This window comes from Bacillus sp. FSL M8-0166 (genome assembly GCF_038008825.1).
In the GTDB taxonomy this organism is placed as follows: domain Bacteria; phylum Bacillota; class Bacilli; order Bacillales; family Bacillaceae; genus Bacillus; species Bacillus safensis.
The window spans coordinates 807,043-822,147 of sequence record NZ_JBBOZZ010000001.1; the positions used below are offsets into that span (position 1 = coordinate 807,043).

Below are 15,105 nucleotides of genomic sequence, written 5' to 3' on the forward strand. Positions count from 1 at the left end.
ACATATCATGGATAGAAAAAGGGGAGCCTTGCTTGGTGCGCTTATGATGATAAGCGTGCTTCTTTTAGTCTCATGTTCAAATGGACAAATCAAGGATGCGTTAAATTATCAAATAGAGCCTTTTGAGTTTGAAAACCAAAATGGTCAAAAGGTGTCATTGGATGATTTGAAGGGGAAAGTATGGGTAGCAGATTTTATTTTCACAAGCTGTGAAACGATCTGTCCGCCGATGACCGCTCATATGACAGACCTGCAAAAACGGTTAAAAGAAGAAAAATTGGATGCGCATATCATTTCCTTTAGCGTGGATCCAGAGGTCGATTCACCGAAAAAGCTAAAAGATTTTGCAAAAGCATATCCATTGTCCTTTAAAAATTGGGATTTTCTCACGGGGTATTCACAGTCAGAAATTGAAAAATTCGCAATGAAAAGCTTTAAAACCATTGTAAAAAAACCTGAAGATGAAGACCAAGTGATTCATCAGTCCCTGTTTTTCCTTGTCAATCAAGAAGGGAAAGTGATGAAAAATTATGATGGCGTGCAAAACACACCATATGATGACATCATCAAGGACATCAAAACGCTTAGCCGAAGCTAGCATAAGGATGTTCAAATGAGCGAAAACATGATACACTTTTTTAATTAGAAAAAGGAGGGACATCATCGTTTGAAGGCTCGTTTGATTTTGATTGTGATGTCTCTAGCTTTTGTTCTTTCTGCATGTTCCGCGCAAGAGGCTGGCATAAAGGATAAACTAGAAGACACACAAAACGTAAAAGAACATATTACCATCGCAGCGGTTGGAGATTCCTTAACAGAAGGGATCGGAGATCAAGATAAAAAAGGCTATGCAGGCATGACCCGTGACAAGATAGAAGCGGTGGACGGCGTGCAATCTGTCACATTAAAAAACTATGCCATTAAAGGCAGTAGAACAGTAGATTTACTAAAAAGATTAAAAGAAAAAAAGGTGCAGGACGGACTGAAAGACGCTGACTATATTTTCTTTACGATCGGCGGGAATGATCTCATGCATGTTGTTCGTCAAAATGTGCTTAATTTGACGTTTGCTCCTTTTCAAAAAGAGCAAGGTCCTTTTGAGGAGCGCTTTAAAACCATTCTTGCTCAACTGAGAGAACAGAATGACCATGCGAAAATCATGTATGTCAGCATGTACAATCCTTTTAAGTTCAGTTTGTCTGAGCTGCGAGATATTGATGAAGTCGTTAAAGACTGGAATGCCGCTGCCAAAAAGGAACTCAAAAAAGACGGCAATGCGGATATGATCAATGTAGCAGATTTATTTGAAGAAGATTCTGATGAAAAATTACTGGCAGATGATGATTTCCACCCAAACCAAAAGGGGTACTCTCTTATGGCAAATCGTTTATTCTCCGAAGTGAAAAAAGAAGGACTGCCGAAGGAATAGGGTGAAAAATAGATGAAAAAATGGAAAAGCTTATTTTTTATTTTACTTGCAATCAATCTATTGATTGTGATTGCCTGCAGTTTTTTGATGCTGCTGCCAGGCGGTCAATCCGCTTCAACCAAAGAAGTGAAAAGCGAATATGCTTTTCATATATCCAGCTCAAAGGAATCACTCACCAGCTTTGTGAATGATTATTTGAAAAATCAAGGATCAAATGATATGCCAGACTTTCATGTAGCGATTGATCAAGATGTGAAAGTAACAGGCGCAATTAAAGCTTTCTCTTCAACGATTGATGCAAACGTCTCATTTACGCCAACTGTTGAAGATAATGGTGATGTGCTTTTAAAAGTAGATGACTTTTCAATTGGACAATTGAGCATTCCGATTAGTTTTGTTTTAAGCTACATGGGTCAGTTCTATGAGCTGCCAGAATTCGTTCATGTAAAACCCGATCAAAAAACGGTTGAAGTGCGTCTTTCAGAAATGCCGCTGACGAATGATATGTATGTCAAAGCAAACAAAATTGATCTACAGAACGATGAAATTGAATTCTCATATTATCATCCAAAGCAATAGAACGTGTGAGTCAGGAGTGAAATCATGAAGCGAGTCTATCAATATTTTAGTTTACTGTCGTTTTTATTTGCTGCGTACTTTGGCATAACAGCTGCCAATGCTTTAAAAGCAGAAAATATCGATCAGTTTTACTTAAATATTGCCTACTGTGCATTATTTCTAGGCACGATGATTCTTGCTTTTGATTTTCAAAAGCAAGAAAAAGCTGAAGATGTCTCGTAAGGAGCCTTTTCCATTTTAGGAAAGGCTCTTTTTTATATTTGCCGAGACAAGACCACCTTTGCCATAAGTTCAGGATCTCCGTTAGCAAAACCATGAAGCAGAATCAGGTATGCGCGCTTTGTTTGCAGATGAACTTTTGGGATATCAAGCAGTACACTTTGAGTGCCGGCGGCTTTCAATTCAAAATGATATTTATTCGGGGAGAAATGATGAATGTGGGTGCTGTTTACATAATCAAGCCCCTTCGATATGATCCCTTGGTCACGTTCATATATATCTATAGAAGGAAGGTCCGGAGACAGCTGTACAAATGTAAGTGCTGACAGGTCTTCTTGTTTGATCACAGTGTCCTGCTGCTCAGTCAAGAGAGCAAATCCTGCACGGGCACCTGTGATACATAATGTGTAGACCTCGCCGCTCTTAAATCGAATGCGGGAATGAAGAATTTTCTCATTTGTAGCCAGTTTGAACACTTCTATTTCATACATTCCCTCATCCCACTCCATATAAGCGGTCAAATGGCTGTAAGGTATTGGTTTCATTACCTGCTTCCGGTTCACATAAACAGCGAGCTCACTGAGATCTGGTGCAGCATGAAATAATCGAATAAAGGCTCTTGATGAAGGGCTGCTTTGAAGATGCTCGTAGGTGTCAGCGAATGGCCGATATGGAAAGTCATGATAAAAGAGCTGCTGCATGTCATCAATCCCTACTTTCTCATGCAATGGTGTTTTTTGTAGCGTATGCATGAAAAAGGCGATCTGTATAGGCAAAAGAAGCATAGAAAAAAGCCTGACGTATTCCGTCAGGCCGGCATGTTAAGAAGGAGAAGAATATTGATGATATTCAGCTAGTTTAATGAACGTTTTTTCATCCTCAATTAAACCACAGACGCCGCACTGGACTTTCATTTGAGGACCTTGATAGCTCAAGTGAAAAGGAGAAAGCTGCTCTCCTTCGTATCTTTCGACAACTGCTCCTGTTGCTGGATCTAGCTTTACAGGTTCTGAAAGCTGCTCAATGAGATTAAAGCGCGTTCTGTTTGTTTTACAGTTTGGACAAAGATAAGGGCTTGTCATGGTTCATTCCACCTCTTTTTATCCGTAGTATGTCCTGAGCGCTAAAATCTATGCTTAATCCTTTTGACTTTTATCCAGCTTTTTAAATAACTTGATCATTGTTTTTAGTTCTTCGTCATCAAATGATTCAAATCGCTCCATAAAGTATTCTGTTTTCTTTTTCTCAAAATGCTCAGTAATTTCCTTACCCTTATCGGTTAAGTGGATTTTGATGATGCGGCGATCCTCTTTTGAGCGGATACGGGTGATCCAGCCTTTTTCTACGAGTGTGTCAGTCACAGCTGTAATATGACTTGCTGACACCCCAAGAATGGAAGCGAATTCCGTTACTTTTTTTGCACCTTGCTCACGAAGCAGATTTAAAATAAGAAATTCATTCCGAGATAATTCGTTTTCGAGCAGGCTGTTAATTTCATAACGGATCTGCTTAAATACGGTTCTCAGTAAAGTGTCCATTTCGTACATCATTTGTTTTCTTTGTTCCAATCATTAAACCCCCATTATATTTTAAAGATACGACAGAATGCTTTCTTTTATTTTAGGTATACAAGTCGTATCATTTTCATTATTTTTTATCATGTTATAATATGATGATACCATTTTTTAAATGAAGGGGGCACTAATATGTCTGAAAAACAAGAATTAGCCACATTTGCAGGAGGCTGCTTCTGGTGTATGGTTAAACCTTTTGATGAACAGCCGGGCATTATCAAAGTTGAATCAGGGTATACTGGCGGACATACAGTGAATCCGACCTATGAGGAAGTATGTACAAATACAACGGGACATAGAGAAGCGGTTCAAATCACGTTTGATCCTGACGTGTTCCCGTATGAGAAGCTGCTAGAACTGTATTGGCAGCAAATAGACCCAACAGACGATGGCGGGCAATTTGGTGATAGAGGGGAATCTTACCGTACAGGTATTTATGTTCATCATGACGAGCAGCGAAAGCTTGCAGAGGCATCGAAAGAGCAGCTGAGCCAAAGCGGGATTTTCAAAAAGCCAATCGTTACAGAAATTTTAGACGCAGGTCCTTTTTATCCAGCAGAGGAATATCATCAGCATTATTATAAGAAAAACAAAATGCACTACGAACGATATCATGTCGGTTCGGGCAGAGCCGGTTTTATTGAGTCCCATTGGAGTGATAAGTAATGGCAAATGAAAAAGAAAAGCGTATAAAAGAATTAAACCGGATGCAGTATGAAGTCACGCAAAATAATGGCACAGAGCCGCCATTTCAAAATGAATTTTGGGATCATAAAGAAGAAGGTATCTATGTGGATATCATCTCAGGAAAGCCGCTTTTTTCTTCTTTAGATAAATTTGATGCCCACTGCGGATGGCCAAGTTTTACAAAACCGCTTGAAGAGGAAGAAGTAGCAGAGAAGGTTGATACGAGTCATGGAATGGTGCGGACAGAGGTTCGCAGTAAAACAGCTGATTCTCATCTAGGTCATGTTTTTCCTGATGGACCAGGGCCAAACGGTCTTCGGTATTGTATCAACTCAGCCGCTTTAAAGTTTATCCCAAAGGATGACCTTGAAAAAGAAGGCTATGGGGATTTGAAACATCTATTTGATTGATCCATTTAAAAATCGTCACATGGAAAGCATCTGCTTCCGTGTGACGATTTTTTATTTCTTATGATGTGTATGATGTAATTGTTCGATGATGTGGAATAGCTTTTCTTTTGTAATGAGCGGTGCTTCTTTTGAGGTGTAATTCGTTAAGTCTACTTTTTGAAAGGCAGGGTGCAAATGTGGTCTCGGTAAGATTGCATAAAATTGTTCGTGTTCAAACAGTGCATCTGCTTCGTGCGGGAATGTGAGCTCCTCGTGAAGCTTTTCGCCAGGTCTTTTTCCGACTACGAGAATATCCGGTGATTTAGCATTGATTTGAGCGGCATATTCGTGAAACGCTTTTAAGAGATCGGCAAGCTGTAAGGACTCCATCTTGAGAATGAAGGTTTCGCCGCCTTTCATCATGATTGCTGCTTGAAGTGTGAGGGAAACAGCCTCTTCAATGGACATAAAAAAACGTGTCATATGAGGATCAGTCACGGTCAAAGGTTTTTCATTTAATAGCTGCTGGAGCATGATCGGAATAACGGAACCTCTAGATCCAAGCACATTGCCAAAGCGTACAGAGCAAAACCTGGTTTTTTGATTCGGAATACTTTCGTTTGCTTGGAAAAATAGTTTTTCTGAAATTAATTTTGTTGCACCCATGGCATTCGTTGGAGAAACCGCTTTGTCAGTTGAAATGTTGACGACATAACTCACTTCATGTTCAATTGCGGCTTCAATGACGTGCTGCCCGCCGATGATATTCGTTTGAACGGCTTCGAACGGATTATCTTCACAAGTGGGTACTTGTTTTAAGGCCGCTGCATGAAAAATGATATCCACACCTTTGACGAGCTGTCTCACGCGGCTTGCATCCCGGACATCTCCTAAAGCGAATACGACCTCTGGATGATCTGCGTACTCATTTTTCATCATGTATTGTTTGCTGTCATCTTTACTGAAGACGATCATCTTCTTTGGAGAGCAACTTGTTAATTTATTCACGATTTGCCGGCCGATTGATCCAGTACCGCCTGTAACTAATATCGTTTTGTCACGAAAAAAAGTCTTCAAAGTCGTTTCTATCTGTTTGGACATATCTAATCCCCCAACTCTCATTTCTCTACTTTGCATCATATGTGAAAGAGCGGTATTCGTTTGAGGAAAAGAACCACTTCATGTATAAATTAGGTGAACAAATTATAACCATCTGCTTGTCGTCTTAATAGAATATGGAGAGATAAGAGATCAACTAGAAAAACGAGAGACCTGAATACTTCAGTACTGCGGTCAGCTCGGGCAGAGAAGAAAATGGTAAGGAGCTGTGCGCGAGGGGAGAAGAGAAGACATGTATAGGGGAAATCGTATTTTAGCTATGATACCTGCATTTAGAAGTCACGGCGGCCAGCATGGTGAACACATACGCATATTGGCAGAGCGGCCGCTTATCTATTGGACCATTCAGCCGTTACTGCAAATGATTGAGTTAGATGAAGTCATTGTCTCCTCAGAGGATGTCAATACGCAAATCATTTCATCTCACTACGGAGCAAATGTGATTGAACTGCCAAGTACACATGTAACAGAACAAACGCCTTCGCTGTTAGCTGTGAAGCATGCGCTTGCTTATTTAGAGCGGGAGGGGAAAACCTTTGATATTGTGCTGTATCTGCATCCATCGTCTCCTCTAAGACAGCCGGCAGATATCGAGAAGTGCTTGCAGCTTTTAGTGGAGGGGGGATATGACTGCACCGCATCTTTTACAGAGGCGTTAGAAAACCCAAATGAAACTTGGACACTGCATGAAAACAATGAAGCTACTTTATATAAGGACAATCATTACTTTTTCATGCCAAAGCATGAGCAGCCATATACGTATGGCCGTCTTAATGGTGCGGTATATGCTTTTCATGCTCATTATGCAAAAGAATGCATTCATTCCTTTTTAGAAGGATCTGTCGGAGCATATATGATGGATCACACGAGGTCGCTTGTGGTGAAACAGGAGGCAGACCGGAAAGAGGCCGAGAAAGTTTTATTGGCTCGCCGAGATGCGGAAGATCATGCATAAGCTGGCATTCAACAAGAAAAAGCGCCCAGTTATAGGGCGCTTTTTACGATGTCATAAAGCCTTTGCGGCATCGTATCAAATGTATTCCAGCGAACGGTTTGCTCGTAGTTGTTCAGTGCGACCGCCTTTCTTTCATCTGCATTTGATCCATAGTATTCAACCTGTTCTATCAAATCGTCCTCTTCTTTGTAAAAAGCAAAGCTTGAAAAAGCAGGCGGAGGATGTAGATCCGTCAATTGAAAACTTCCAGTTGCAGCAATGTCAAATGCTCTGTTATTGAGGCTCATATTTTGAATCATGGCTTTGTTTTTGTTATACGCAAATTGAGCCGGCCTATGCGGATTCAGGACAATTGCTGTTTGCTGATAGATGTCCGCCATTTGCTGAGGACTCAGCCAATTCGTTAACAGTGTGAAATCTTGATAATGTCTCCGTGATTTATTTAAGTGACGGTGCCATTCCTTACCTGCAACGAGAATACGCCATTTGTTTTGCTGCAAAAGTGTATCGATGGCTTTGATTCGGTTGGGATAAGGGTAGCCAACGAGTGCAATGTCATACGTGCACATCTCTTCTGGCGAATCATTTTTCTGAAAGACACGTGTATTTGTCGGAATGGGAAAGTAGTGCGTATGATCAGCGCCCAATTGTTTATAAAATGGCAAAACCCCTTCATCAATCGTTAATATAAGCCGCGCATCACGTGCGCAAGCAGCAGACACATCTGTATAAAAGGGATCTTCTGTCATCCATAGAACGATCGGGATTTTTTCTTGTTTGAATTGATGAAACACATCTTTCGGAACATGATCACCGATCATCATCAAAACAAAATCCGGAGAAAATGTCCGGATTTTGTGCATGTTAGTGGGTAGAGATTCTCTATCAATCTTTACACATGAAAAGGGGGAATCAATGAAGCTTTCTTCTACCCATTGATCAAACATGTGATAGATTCCGCCGTAGCCAGAGCTGATATAAAGAAGCTTCATGATGGCCCTCTCACATTAAGATGTGAACGTAACACTTTCAACTTTATCTACATCTAATAAAGTCGTTGCAGAGCCTGTTGGTGTAACTGAACTTTCTTGTGTAACAAATACAACACCCGTTGAAGCATTGAATGCTACGAATTGAACTGGCCCGATTAAATCTCCTGAGTCAGTGACAATGCTAATGACGGTTCCTGGTGCAAGTCTTGCAAAAATCCATCTTGCTGGCTGCGATACATCGAGTGTTGTAGCAGAATCTGAAGGTGATGCCTCAGCAGCCACTTCACTTAATAAATTGTTCAATTTTTCTTCCATTTGAACTCCTCCTTCTTCAAGATTAGCTGTTAATGCATGAGTAATTGGTTTGAAAAACACTTTCAATAGTTCTTTTTTTAATTCAGCACGCTTGTCGCTCATTTTTTCCCCATCCTTTCTTCATCAATTCAAACTCACCCTTATGTATATGCCGTTCATTTTTTTTGGCATAAGCAGAACGCTGATTCCTGATTCTTTTTTTCAATTAATCACTTCACACATTTTTAAAAATGTTTTGAAATGCTGAGGCTAAATGAAGTGACGCTCATACTCTAGTAAAGATTAAATGTGAAGAGAGAGGGATTATAAATGGAATTTGAACAATTATTAGATGGTTGGAACGAAGAATTACTAGAGTCGGAAGGAGTGCTTGAAGTTATCTTGATTTTACTTCTTATTCGCCTTTTAGGAGAAAGTGAGGAAGAGAATGTGTCAGACATCAAAGAATTACTTCGTCCATGGCTTGAGCTCGGCATTCCGGTGCCGCGTGTTCATTTAGTTAATGGAGATGTACTTCAAAACGTGGTTGTCGTGCAATTGTTTGATACGGTAGCGGTCTTTAAAAACGCGACAAATCAGCTAAGAGTGAGTGTTCCTTATGTGAACATTGTCAGCTGGGGGGCTTTTTAATCTAATCAAAAAGGATAATGATCATGAAAGTATCGGTGATTTTAACAAGCTACAATAAACCAGATTTCATTGATCGTGTGCTAAAGAGTATGGTAGAACAAACGTATCCGCATTGGGAGCTTTTGATTATGGATGATGGCTCAGAACAGGGCACCATTCAAAAGATCCAGCCCTATTTAAGTGATGAACGCATTCAGCTGTATTCGCACATGGTTCATCCGGCGAAACGGCTGTTAACCGCACGTTATGCGACGCTTATTAATGAAGCATTAACCCTTATAACAGGTGAGCTCATTTGTTATTTAACCGATGATACCGTGTACCATAGAGATCGTTTGCTTAAAATGGTGGAAGTTTTTCGGTCGAATCCTCATGTAGATATTGTGTATTCCTCGCAGCGGGTCGTGAATGTTGATCAGCATTTAGTGGAAACAATGAGCTATGTTCGAGAAGCAGATCAAATCTTAGAGCATGCGTCCTTTCAAGTGGACCATTGTTCGGTCATGCACAGAAGCTGCTTGCTTCCATTAATTCATGAAAAATACGGACAATATTGGGACGATGAGCCAAAGCACTGGCATCATGCAGATTCTGTATTTTGGATGAGGCTGAATCATTTCGCTGCGTTTTTTCCATTAAAAGATGTACTGGATACAACGTATAAAACGCCGCATTCCTTTCATCATCTGTTTTCAAGTATGCCGTATGATTTAATTGACGGAACGGTCATTGAAAAAGAAGGGGATTATTATCAAATCGCAGATGGGAAACTTCATGGAATTGAAAAACGCTGGATAAATGAAAAGAACAGACGTGCGATCCGTGTTCCGCTGTTATGTGAGATGAAATATGAAATGAAAGAGAAGCTGGCAGTACCCAATTATATAGTCGTCACCGCAGATCATGGGAAAACGTTCTTTTATATTGAAGATCAGAAAAAAAGACGGTTTGCTTCAAAACGTGACGTGCAATATTTTCAGTTTCACCCAAAGGAGATCTATACGATTTCAAATGACCAGCTTCAGGCATTTGAGGATGGCAGCATCATTCAAGCTTCTCCCGTTTTCAGTCCGCCAAACAGGCGCCTGTTCAAATGGAAACAAGATGTTTATTTACTTGTGCATCATACCTTTTGCCGAATTGATCCTGAGGTCGTGAAGCGATTTGCTTTTTATCATCAGCCGATTAAGCTGTACCCGTCCCAATTTACGTTATTTCAAGAAGGAAAGCCGATTGTGCCGCTGTATAGGGAATCACTGCAAGAATTCGATATGTCTCTTTATCAAACATCCGGACGAAAGCACTTCTCATAAGAGGGGTGCTTTTTTAGCAATGATTGCAGGAAGTAGAAAGGAAAAAGCGAAACATGAAAAGGACAGGGAACCATTTAGAAATGATCAAGCCGCTGAAAACTCGGCAATTGATGCCGGTTTTTTGGCGCTGAAAGTGAGGGGGAAAGAATGGGGAAGGTTGTCGAAAGAGCAGATTGGTTTGAATTGATTTTAGAAGCCATTGATGAAGCCATTCACGTTGTAGATGATCAAGGGATGACGATTTTTTACAATCATAATGCTGCTAAGTTTGACTGTTTACAAAAAGAAGAGGTGATTGGCAAGTACATCCTTGATGTGTATCCCTCTTTAACTGAAAAAACAAGTACGCTCATGCATGTTTTGAGAACAGGAAAGCCTATTTATCATTCGCTGCAAACTTATTTGAATAAAAACGGAGAAAGAATTGAAACAGTGAACACGACATTGCCTATTATTGAAGACAACGCATTAATAGGCGCGGTCGAAGTGGCAAAAGATGTATCGAAGCTGTCGGCTCTTTCAAATCGTTTAGGCCAAAAAAAGCGGACACATGACGTGGCTGGGGTAGAAAAAATGCATGATTTTGCTTCATTTTTAACAAATGATCCGCTTTTAAAAGAAATGCTTGAAAGGGCAAAAAAAGCAGCTGCTTATCCGTCATCAGTTGTTGTTTACGGGGAAACAGGGACAGGAAAAGAAGTGCTCGTTCAAGCCATTGTCCATGAATCTGACCGAAAAAACCAAGTGTTCATTCCGCAAAACTGCGCAGCACTCCCAGAATCATTACTTGAAAGTTTATTGTTCGGATCTGTCAAAGGAAGCTATACGGGTGCAATTGATCGCAAGGGACTTTTTGAATTAGCTGATGGAGGCACGCTTTTTCTTGATGAACTGCAAGCAATGCCGCTCACGCTTCAGACGAAATTATTACGTGTGTTAGAGGATGGCGTTGTACGCCGCATCGGTGATGCAAAGTCCATTCAAGTGGATGTTCGGCTTATTACGGCGCTCAATATGGACCCATTCGAAGCAGTGAAAAAGCAAATTTTAAGAGAAGATTTATTTTATAGACTGCATGTGTCATCTTTTCATATCCCGCCGCTTCGTGAGAGAAAGCAAGATATCACGCTGCTATCCCGCCACTTCATTCAAACCTATCATCAGCAGTTTTCCAAAAACGTCACACGCCTTTCTGAAGAAACGGAGCGATTGTTTATGGCTCACCACTGGCCTGGGAATGTCAGAGAATTAAAACATACGATAGAACATGCCGTGTTGATGATGCCAAAGGAAGCGGAAGAGATCACCCCTCTATACCTTCCGGCGCATTTACGTGAGCAAAAGCTGGAAAAAGAAACATCTGAATCCTCCTTAAAAAATCAAGTGTCTTCATTTGAACAAACATTAATTCAAGAAGCTTTACATCAGCATAATGGAAATATTAAAAAAACCGCCGCCGCCTTAAAAATCCCTCGACAAACACTGCAATATAAACTGAAGAAATATGCAGGTGCCGAATTGTAGGCACAACATTCAATTGAATATGACGGGTAAAGCTCCTTTTGTAAAGAATAGGGGCATTTTCCCATGTTGGCACATAACTTGCATAGTATAAAGTGAATGCTGATAGGGGGAATGGATATGAATCAGAAATTGTATGAACCGGCGCGTCACTGGAAGGACATAGAGCTTTGGAAGGATGTACCTGAGGAAAAGTGGAACGACTGGATTTGGCAGCTGACGCATACCGTGAAAACGCTTGAGGATTTAGAGAAAATCGTAAACTTAACAGAAGAAGAACGAGAAGGGGTGAAGATTTCCACCAAAACCATTCCACTCAACATTACACCCTACTATGCCTCACTGATGAATCCAGACGATCCAAGATGTCCAATACGTATGCAATCTGTGCCAATTGCAGAAGAGCTTCATAAAACAAAATATGATCTGGAAGATCCGCTGCATGAAGACGAGGACTCACCTGTCCCGGGGCTGACGCACCGGTATCCAGATCGTGTGCTGTTTCTTGTGACAAATCAGTGCTCCATGTACTGCCGCTATTGTACGAGAAGACGTTTTTCCGGCCAGATTGGTATGGGTGTGCCGAAAAAGCAGTTAGATGCTGCCATTGGATATATTAGAGAAACACCTGAGGTGCGGGACGTGTTAATTTCTGGCGGAGATGGGCTGTTAATCAATGATCAAGTGCTTGAATACATTTTGAAAAACTTACGAGACATTCCGCACGTTGAGATCATTCGGATTGGAACGCGTGCGCCGGTTGTCTTTCCGCAGCGTATTACAGATGAGCTGTGCGAGATTTTGAAAAAATATCACCCAGTTTGGCTGAACACTCATTTCAACACAAGTATTGAAATTACAAAAGAAGCAAAAGAAGCGTGCGAACGTCTTGTGAATGCCGGCGTCCCTGTAGGGAATCAGGCCGTCATCCTTGCTGGTATTAACGACAGTGTGCTGATTATGAAGAAGCTGATGCACGACCTCGTGAAGATTCGGGTCAGACCATATTATATTTATCAATGTGACTTATCTGAGGGCATTGGCCACTTTAGAACACCAGTCTCAAAAGGGCTTGAAATCATTGAAGGCTTAAGAGGGCATACGAGCGGTTATGCAGTACCAAGCTTTGTTGTAGATGCGCCAGGAGGCGGAGGGAAAATTGCCTTACAGCCAAATTATTTACTATCGCAAAGCCCTGACAAAGTCGTCCTTCGTAACTTTGAAGGTGTCATCACCTCTTATCCAGAACCAGAGCATTACGTCGCAGGCCAGGCAGATGCGTATTTCAATGAAATTTATGAAGAGAAACAAGAACCGGCAATTGGTGTTACCGCACTATTTCAGGATGAAGCGAGATCGTTTACGCCTGAGAATTTAAGCCGAATGAAACGTAGAGAAGCATATGAGACAAATCCTGAACACGACACACTCAAAAACAAACGTGAAAAACGAGATGAATTAAAAGAAAAGAAATATCAAGCGCAGCTCAAAAAAGAACAAACTGTGAAGGAGGAGAAATAGCCTTGCTGACATGTGATTGGTGTGAGGAAAACAAAGCAAAGGCAGAGCAGACAACAGTCTATTGGGAACTGATCACGGGCACCCAATCAATTGAAATCATCGAAACGCCGTCCATTTCCTGCACGCACTGCGGGATGACCTATCAAAAGGATGAGACGATCAAAGAGATTGAAGATCAATTAATATTAGTGGATCAGACAAAACTTCCAGAAAAAATCTCCTATGAAAAATTAATGAGCATGGAGCGGTTATTAAAGCGAAATTACTTTGACTTTTCATCATAAGTTGTACCTCCGCCTATACAAGACATCAAATTGCTGTATAATATAACAACAAAATAGAGAGTCGCGGAGGGAAAAACAGGTGAAGTCGTTTTACCATTATTTAATGAAGTTCAGACATCCAAAACCGAAAGATGAAATCAGCCATTTCGCAAATGCTGCGTATGAGGATCACAGCTTTCCTAAAGCTTCCACAGATTATCATGAGCTGTGTGCCTATTTAGAATTAAACGGTGATTATTTAAGCTCAATGACGACATTTGACGAAGCGTTTGAGCAATACGAAGCAGAAGTCAAAAAAAAATAACACACAACCGCTTATCCGAATGGAGAAGCGGTTTTTTCATGAGAAATAAAATGGCGTTTTGCATGGTGTGGTTGCCCATGCAGAATTCCTTGCGCCGGCATACGATACGTTAAGACCAAAAGTCGGGCAAGGGGGAGACAGAATGAAGGCGAAAGCACCAAAATATCAAGTAGGGGATATTGTCGTCGTTGTCATGTACGGCACAGTCGGAACGATTACAAAAGTCCATCAAATTGACCAGCACTATTTATATGAGGTCAATCATAATGAGGTGCTTTATTTTGAAACATCACTTCAGCTTTACGATGAGTATAGCGGAGTGATTGTCGATACAGAAAAGCTGGACATTGAATATGAGTTCCTCATTGGCGATGTTGTATATGTAAAAGATTACGGAAAAGAGCTATTTAAAATCATCGGTCATCGGACTGAAATATGGCGCTACCTTGAAGATGGCTGGGAAGATGTCATCTACGAACTCACGAGGCTAAAAGACGGAGAGTGGCTGGAAACAGAAGAGGAAGATTTAACGCTTGTCCTAAGGAAGTATGAGATGGACCAGTTTGTTCATCAGCTTCTTTTTGTGCATTACGTCGGAGAAACCTCAAAAGAGTTAGAAGAAGATATGGTCCAAACAGCTCTATTGCAGCTAGAAGAGAAACAAGAAAGCGAATCTTCACTTGAATTTCTGGCTGTATCTATAGTGGATGAGCTTCTTGATATTTATAACGATTATAAAATTCTCTATGAATTTTTCAAAGATCCAGAATATAAGGATATGATGGATTTTATTTTGGAAAGTTTACACGAACATTTTGGTTAAAGAAAGACTTGTCCTAACACGAATAAAAAATAAGGCACACAGAAAAATGCAATCACATAAAACCATCCCCTCAAGATACGGCCCATCACCTGATCAAATGTTTCTCCATCTAATATGCTTAACCATTTCATTGCCTCAAGCCCCTTTTCTTTTTGTTTACTGCATTTATATGTATGGAATGAGCCATTATGACAAACTGTAATAAAAAACAGCCGGCGTTCATACATCATAAAAAAGGAGGCGGAATGCAATGAAAGAAGCAGATTTGGTGATTGATACAGAGGAAATTGCGGAGTTCTTCTACGTGGAGCTGATCAAAAGAGGGTACATACCTGCTGAGCTTGAAACGTTTGAGCTGGCTGACATTACATTTGAATATATGCTGAAAAAAGCAATGATAGTTGAAGAAGAGGCGTGGTAGGCACTATACTTTGAAGAGATTCTGAAGAGA

The 15,105-nt window shown here is 40.7% G+C and carries 23 protein-coding genes; 16 read left to right on the forward strand and 7 right to left on the reverse strand.

The window, feature by feature from the left end; translation table 11 throughout:
- Nucleotides 1-7: 7 nt before the first annotated feature.
- From NSS92_RS04525 to ypmT, 4 genes are all read left to right on the forward strand, one after another.
- Nucleotides 8-598 (forward strand): SCO family protein, encoded by a 591-nt coding sequence (locus NSS92_RS04525; RefSeq protein WP_340867007.1) that lies wholly within the window; start codon nucleotides 8-10, stop codon nucleotides 596-598.
- Between the two features lie 69 nt (nucleotides 599-667).
- Nucleotides 668-1,429: an SGNH/GDSL hydrolase family protein gene (locus NSS92_RS04530; protein ID WP_251216660.1), complete on the forward strand. Its 762-nt coding sequence runs from the start codon at nucleotides 668-670 to the stop codon at nucleotides 1,427-1,429.
- Nucleotides 1,430-1,441: 12 nt separating this feature from the next.
- Complete coding sequence (locus NSS92_RS04535) at nucleotides 1,442-2,008, forward strand: YpmS family protein (protein ID WP_340867008.1); 567 nt, start codon at nucleotides 1,442-1,444, stop codon at nucleotides 2,006-2,008.
- Between the two features lie 24 nt (nucleotides 2,009-2,032).
- Nucleotides 2,033-2,230, forward strand: coding sequence for a protein YpmT (gene ypmT / locus NSS92_RS04540; RefSeq protein WP_024422723.1), 198 nt, complete (start codon nucleotides 2,033-2,035; stop codon nucleotides 2,228-2,230).
- 32 nt (nucleotides 2,231-2,262) lie between these two features.
- Here the strand turns inward: ypmT and NSS92_RS04545 are convergent, their stop codons facing one another.
- The 3 genes from NSS92_RS04545 to NSS92_RS04555 all read right to left on the reverse strand — a co-directional run bounded on the left by NSS92_RS04545 (nucleotide 2,263) and on the right by NSS92_RS04555 (nucleotide 3,795).
- Nucleotides 2,263-2,979 (reverse strand): DUF4397 domain-containing protein, encoded by a 717-nt coding sequence (locus NSS92_RS04545; protein ID WP_340867009.1) that lies wholly within the window; start codon nucleotides 2,977-2,979, stop codon nucleotides 2,263-2,265.
- 69 nt (nucleotides 2,980-3,048) lie between these two features.
- Entirely contained in the window at nucleotides 3,049-3,309 is a 261-nt protein-coding gene (locus NSS92_RS04550) for a hypothetical protein (protein WP_024422721.1), read from the reverse strand.
- A 54-nt stretch (nucleotides 3,310-3,363) separates the two neighbouring features.
- A complete protein-coding gene (locus tag NSS92_RS04555; RefSeq protein WP_007500780.1) occupies nucleotides 3,364-3,795 on the reverse strand; it encodes a MarR family transcriptional regulator in 432 nt (143 codons plus the stop codon).
- A gap of 138 nt (nucleotides 3,796-3,933) precedes the next feature.
- On the opposite strand from NSS92_RS04555, the gene msrA reads away from it, so the two are divergent.
- Together msrA and msrB are read left to right on the forward strand one after the other, a co-directional pair.
- Nucleotides 3,934-4,467 carry a peptide-methionine (S)-S-oxide reductase MsrA gene (msrA, locus tag NSS92_RS04560; protein ID WP_024422720.1) on the forward strand — a complete coding sequence of 178 codons (534 nt, stop codon included), beginning with the start codon at nucleotides 3,934-3,936 and terminating at the stop codon, nucleotides 4,465-4,467.
- A complete protein-coding gene (gene msrB / locus NSS92_RS04565) occupies nucleotides 4,467-4,898 on the forward strand; it encodes a peptide-methionine (R)-S-oxide reductase MsrB (RefSeq protein ID WP_024422719.1) in 432 nt (143 codons plus the stop codon). The genes msrA and msrB overlap by 1 nt, the downstream gene beginning before the upstream one ends.
- A 51-nt stretch (nucleotides 4,899-4,949) precedes the next feature.
- Here the strand turns inward: msrB and NSS92_RS04570 are convergent, their stop codons facing one another.
- Nucleotides 4,950-5,978 (reverse strand): SDR family NAD(P)-dependent oxidoreductase, encoded by a 1,029-nt coding sequence (locus tag NSS92_RS04570; protein WP_340867010.1) that lies wholly within the window; start codon nucleotides 5,976-5,978, stop codon nucleotides 4,950-4,952.
- Between the two features lie 250 nt (nucleotides 5,979-6,228).
- Here NSS92_RS04570 and NSS92_RS04575 point away from each other — a divergent pair, with 250 nt between their 5' ends.
- Nucleotides 6,229-6,951, forward strand: coding sequence for an acylneuraminate cytidylyltransferase family protein (locus tag NSS92_RS04575; RefSeq protein ID WP_340867011.1), 723 nt, complete (start codon nucleotides 6,229-6,231; stop codon nucleotides 6,949-6,951).
- A 29-nt stretch (nucleotides 6,952-6,980) separates the two neighbouring features.
- Here the strand turns inward: NSS92_RS04575 and NSS92_RS04580 are convergent, their stop codons facing one another.
- Nucleotides 6,981-7,943: a CgeB family protein gene (locus NSS92_RS04580; RefSeq protein ID WP_340867012.1), complete on the reverse strand. Its 963-nt coding sequence runs from the start codon at nucleotides 7,941-7,943 to the stop codon at nucleotides 6,981-6,983.
- Nucleotides 7,944-7,958: 15 nt separating this feature from the next.
- Nucleotides 7,959-8,360, reverse strand: a complete 402-nt coding sequence (locus tag NSS92_RS04585) for a hypothetical protein (protein ID WP_267587481.1) — start codon at nucleotides 8,358-8,360, stop codon at nucleotides 7,959-7,961.
- Nucleotides 8,361-8,567: 207 nt separating this feature from the next.
- Between NSS92_RS04585 and cgeC the strand changes: the two genes are divergently transcribed.
- The 8 genes from cgeC to NSS92_RS04625 all read left to right on the forward strand — a co-directional run bounded on the left by cgeC (nucleotide 8,568) and on the right by NSS92_RS04625 (nucleotide 14,654).
- On the forward strand, nucleotides 8,568-8,888 hold the full coding sequence (gene cgeC / locus NSS92_RS04590; protein WP_267587482.1) for a spore maturation protein CgeC: 321 nt from the start codon (nucleotides 8,568-8,570) through the stop codon (nucleotides 8,886-8,888).
- 17 nt (nucleotides 8,889-8,905) lie between these two features.
- On the forward strand, nucleotides 8,906-10,201 hold the full coding sequence (locus tag NSS92_RS04595) for a glycosyltransferase family 2 protein (protein WP_340867013.1): 1,296 nt from the start codon (nucleotides 8,906-8,908) through the stop codon (nucleotides 10,199-10,201).
- Between the two features lie 19 nt (nucleotides 10,202-10,220).
- Complete coding sequence (locus NSS92_RS04600; RefSeq protein ID WP_267587484.1) at nucleotides 10,221-10,388, forward strand: hypothetical protein; 168 nt, start codon at nucleotides 10,221-10,223, stop codon at nucleotides 10,386-10,388.
- Nucleotides 10,349-11,725, forward strand: a complete 1,377-nt coding sequence (locus NSS92_RS04605) for a sigma-54 interaction domain-containing protein (protein WP_340867014.1) — start codon at nucleotides 10,349-10,351, stop codon at nucleotides 11,723-11,725. The genes NSS92_RS04600 and NSS92_RS04605 overlap by 40 nt, the downstream gene beginning before the upstream one ends.
- A gap of 117 nt (nucleotides 11,726-11,842) precedes the next feature.
- Nucleotides 11,843-13,243 (forward strand): lysine 2,3-aminomutase, encoded by a 1,401-nt coding sequence (gene ablA / locus NSS92_RS04610; RefSeq protein WP_340867015.1) that lies wholly within the window; start codon nucleotides 11,843-11,845, stop codon nucleotides 13,241-13,243.
- Nucleotides 13,244-13,245: 2 nt separating this feature from the next.
- Nucleotides 13,246-13,527, forward strand: coding sequence for a YokU family protein (locus NSS92_RS04615; protein WP_340867016.1), 282 nt, complete (start codon nucleotides 13,246-13,248; stop codon nucleotides 13,525-13,527).
- Nucleotides 13,528-13,606: 79 nt separating this feature from the next.
- Entirely contained in the window at nucleotides 13,607-13,831 is a 225-nt protein-coding gene (locus NSS92_RS04620) for a YozE family protein (protein ID WP_267587487.1), read from the forward strand.
- 142 nt (nucleotides 13,832-13,973) lie between these two features.
- The gene (locus NSS92_RS04625) at nucleotides 13,974-14,654 is read left to right on the forward strand and encodes a hypothetical protein (RefSeq protein WP_024422708.1); all 681 of its coding nucleotides are present in this window, start codon (nucleotides 13,974-13,976) and stop codon (nucleotides 14,652-14,654) included.
- On the opposite strand, the gene NSS92_RS04630 is transcribed toward NSS92_RS04625, so the two are convergent.
- Nucleotides 14,651-14,785: a hypothetical protein gene (locus tag NSS92_RS04630; protein ID WP_255290989.1), complete on the reverse strand. Its 135-nt coding sequence runs from the start codon at nucleotides 14,783-14,785 to the stop codon at nucleotides 14,651-14,653. The two genes, NSS92_RS04625 and NSS92_RS04630, sit on opposite strands and share 4 nt — an antisense overlap.
- A 119-nt stretch (nucleotides 14,786-14,904) precedes the next feature.
- On the opposite strand from NSS92_RS04630, the gene NSS92_RS04635 reads away from it, so the two are divergent.
- Nucleotides 14,905-15,075: a YozD family protein gene (locus NSS92_RS04635; protein WP_065214722.1), complete on the forward strand. Its 171-nt coding sequence runs from the start codon at nucleotides 14,905-14,907 to the stop codon at nucleotides 15,073-15,075.
- Nucleotides 15,076-15,105: the final 30 nt, after the last annotated feature.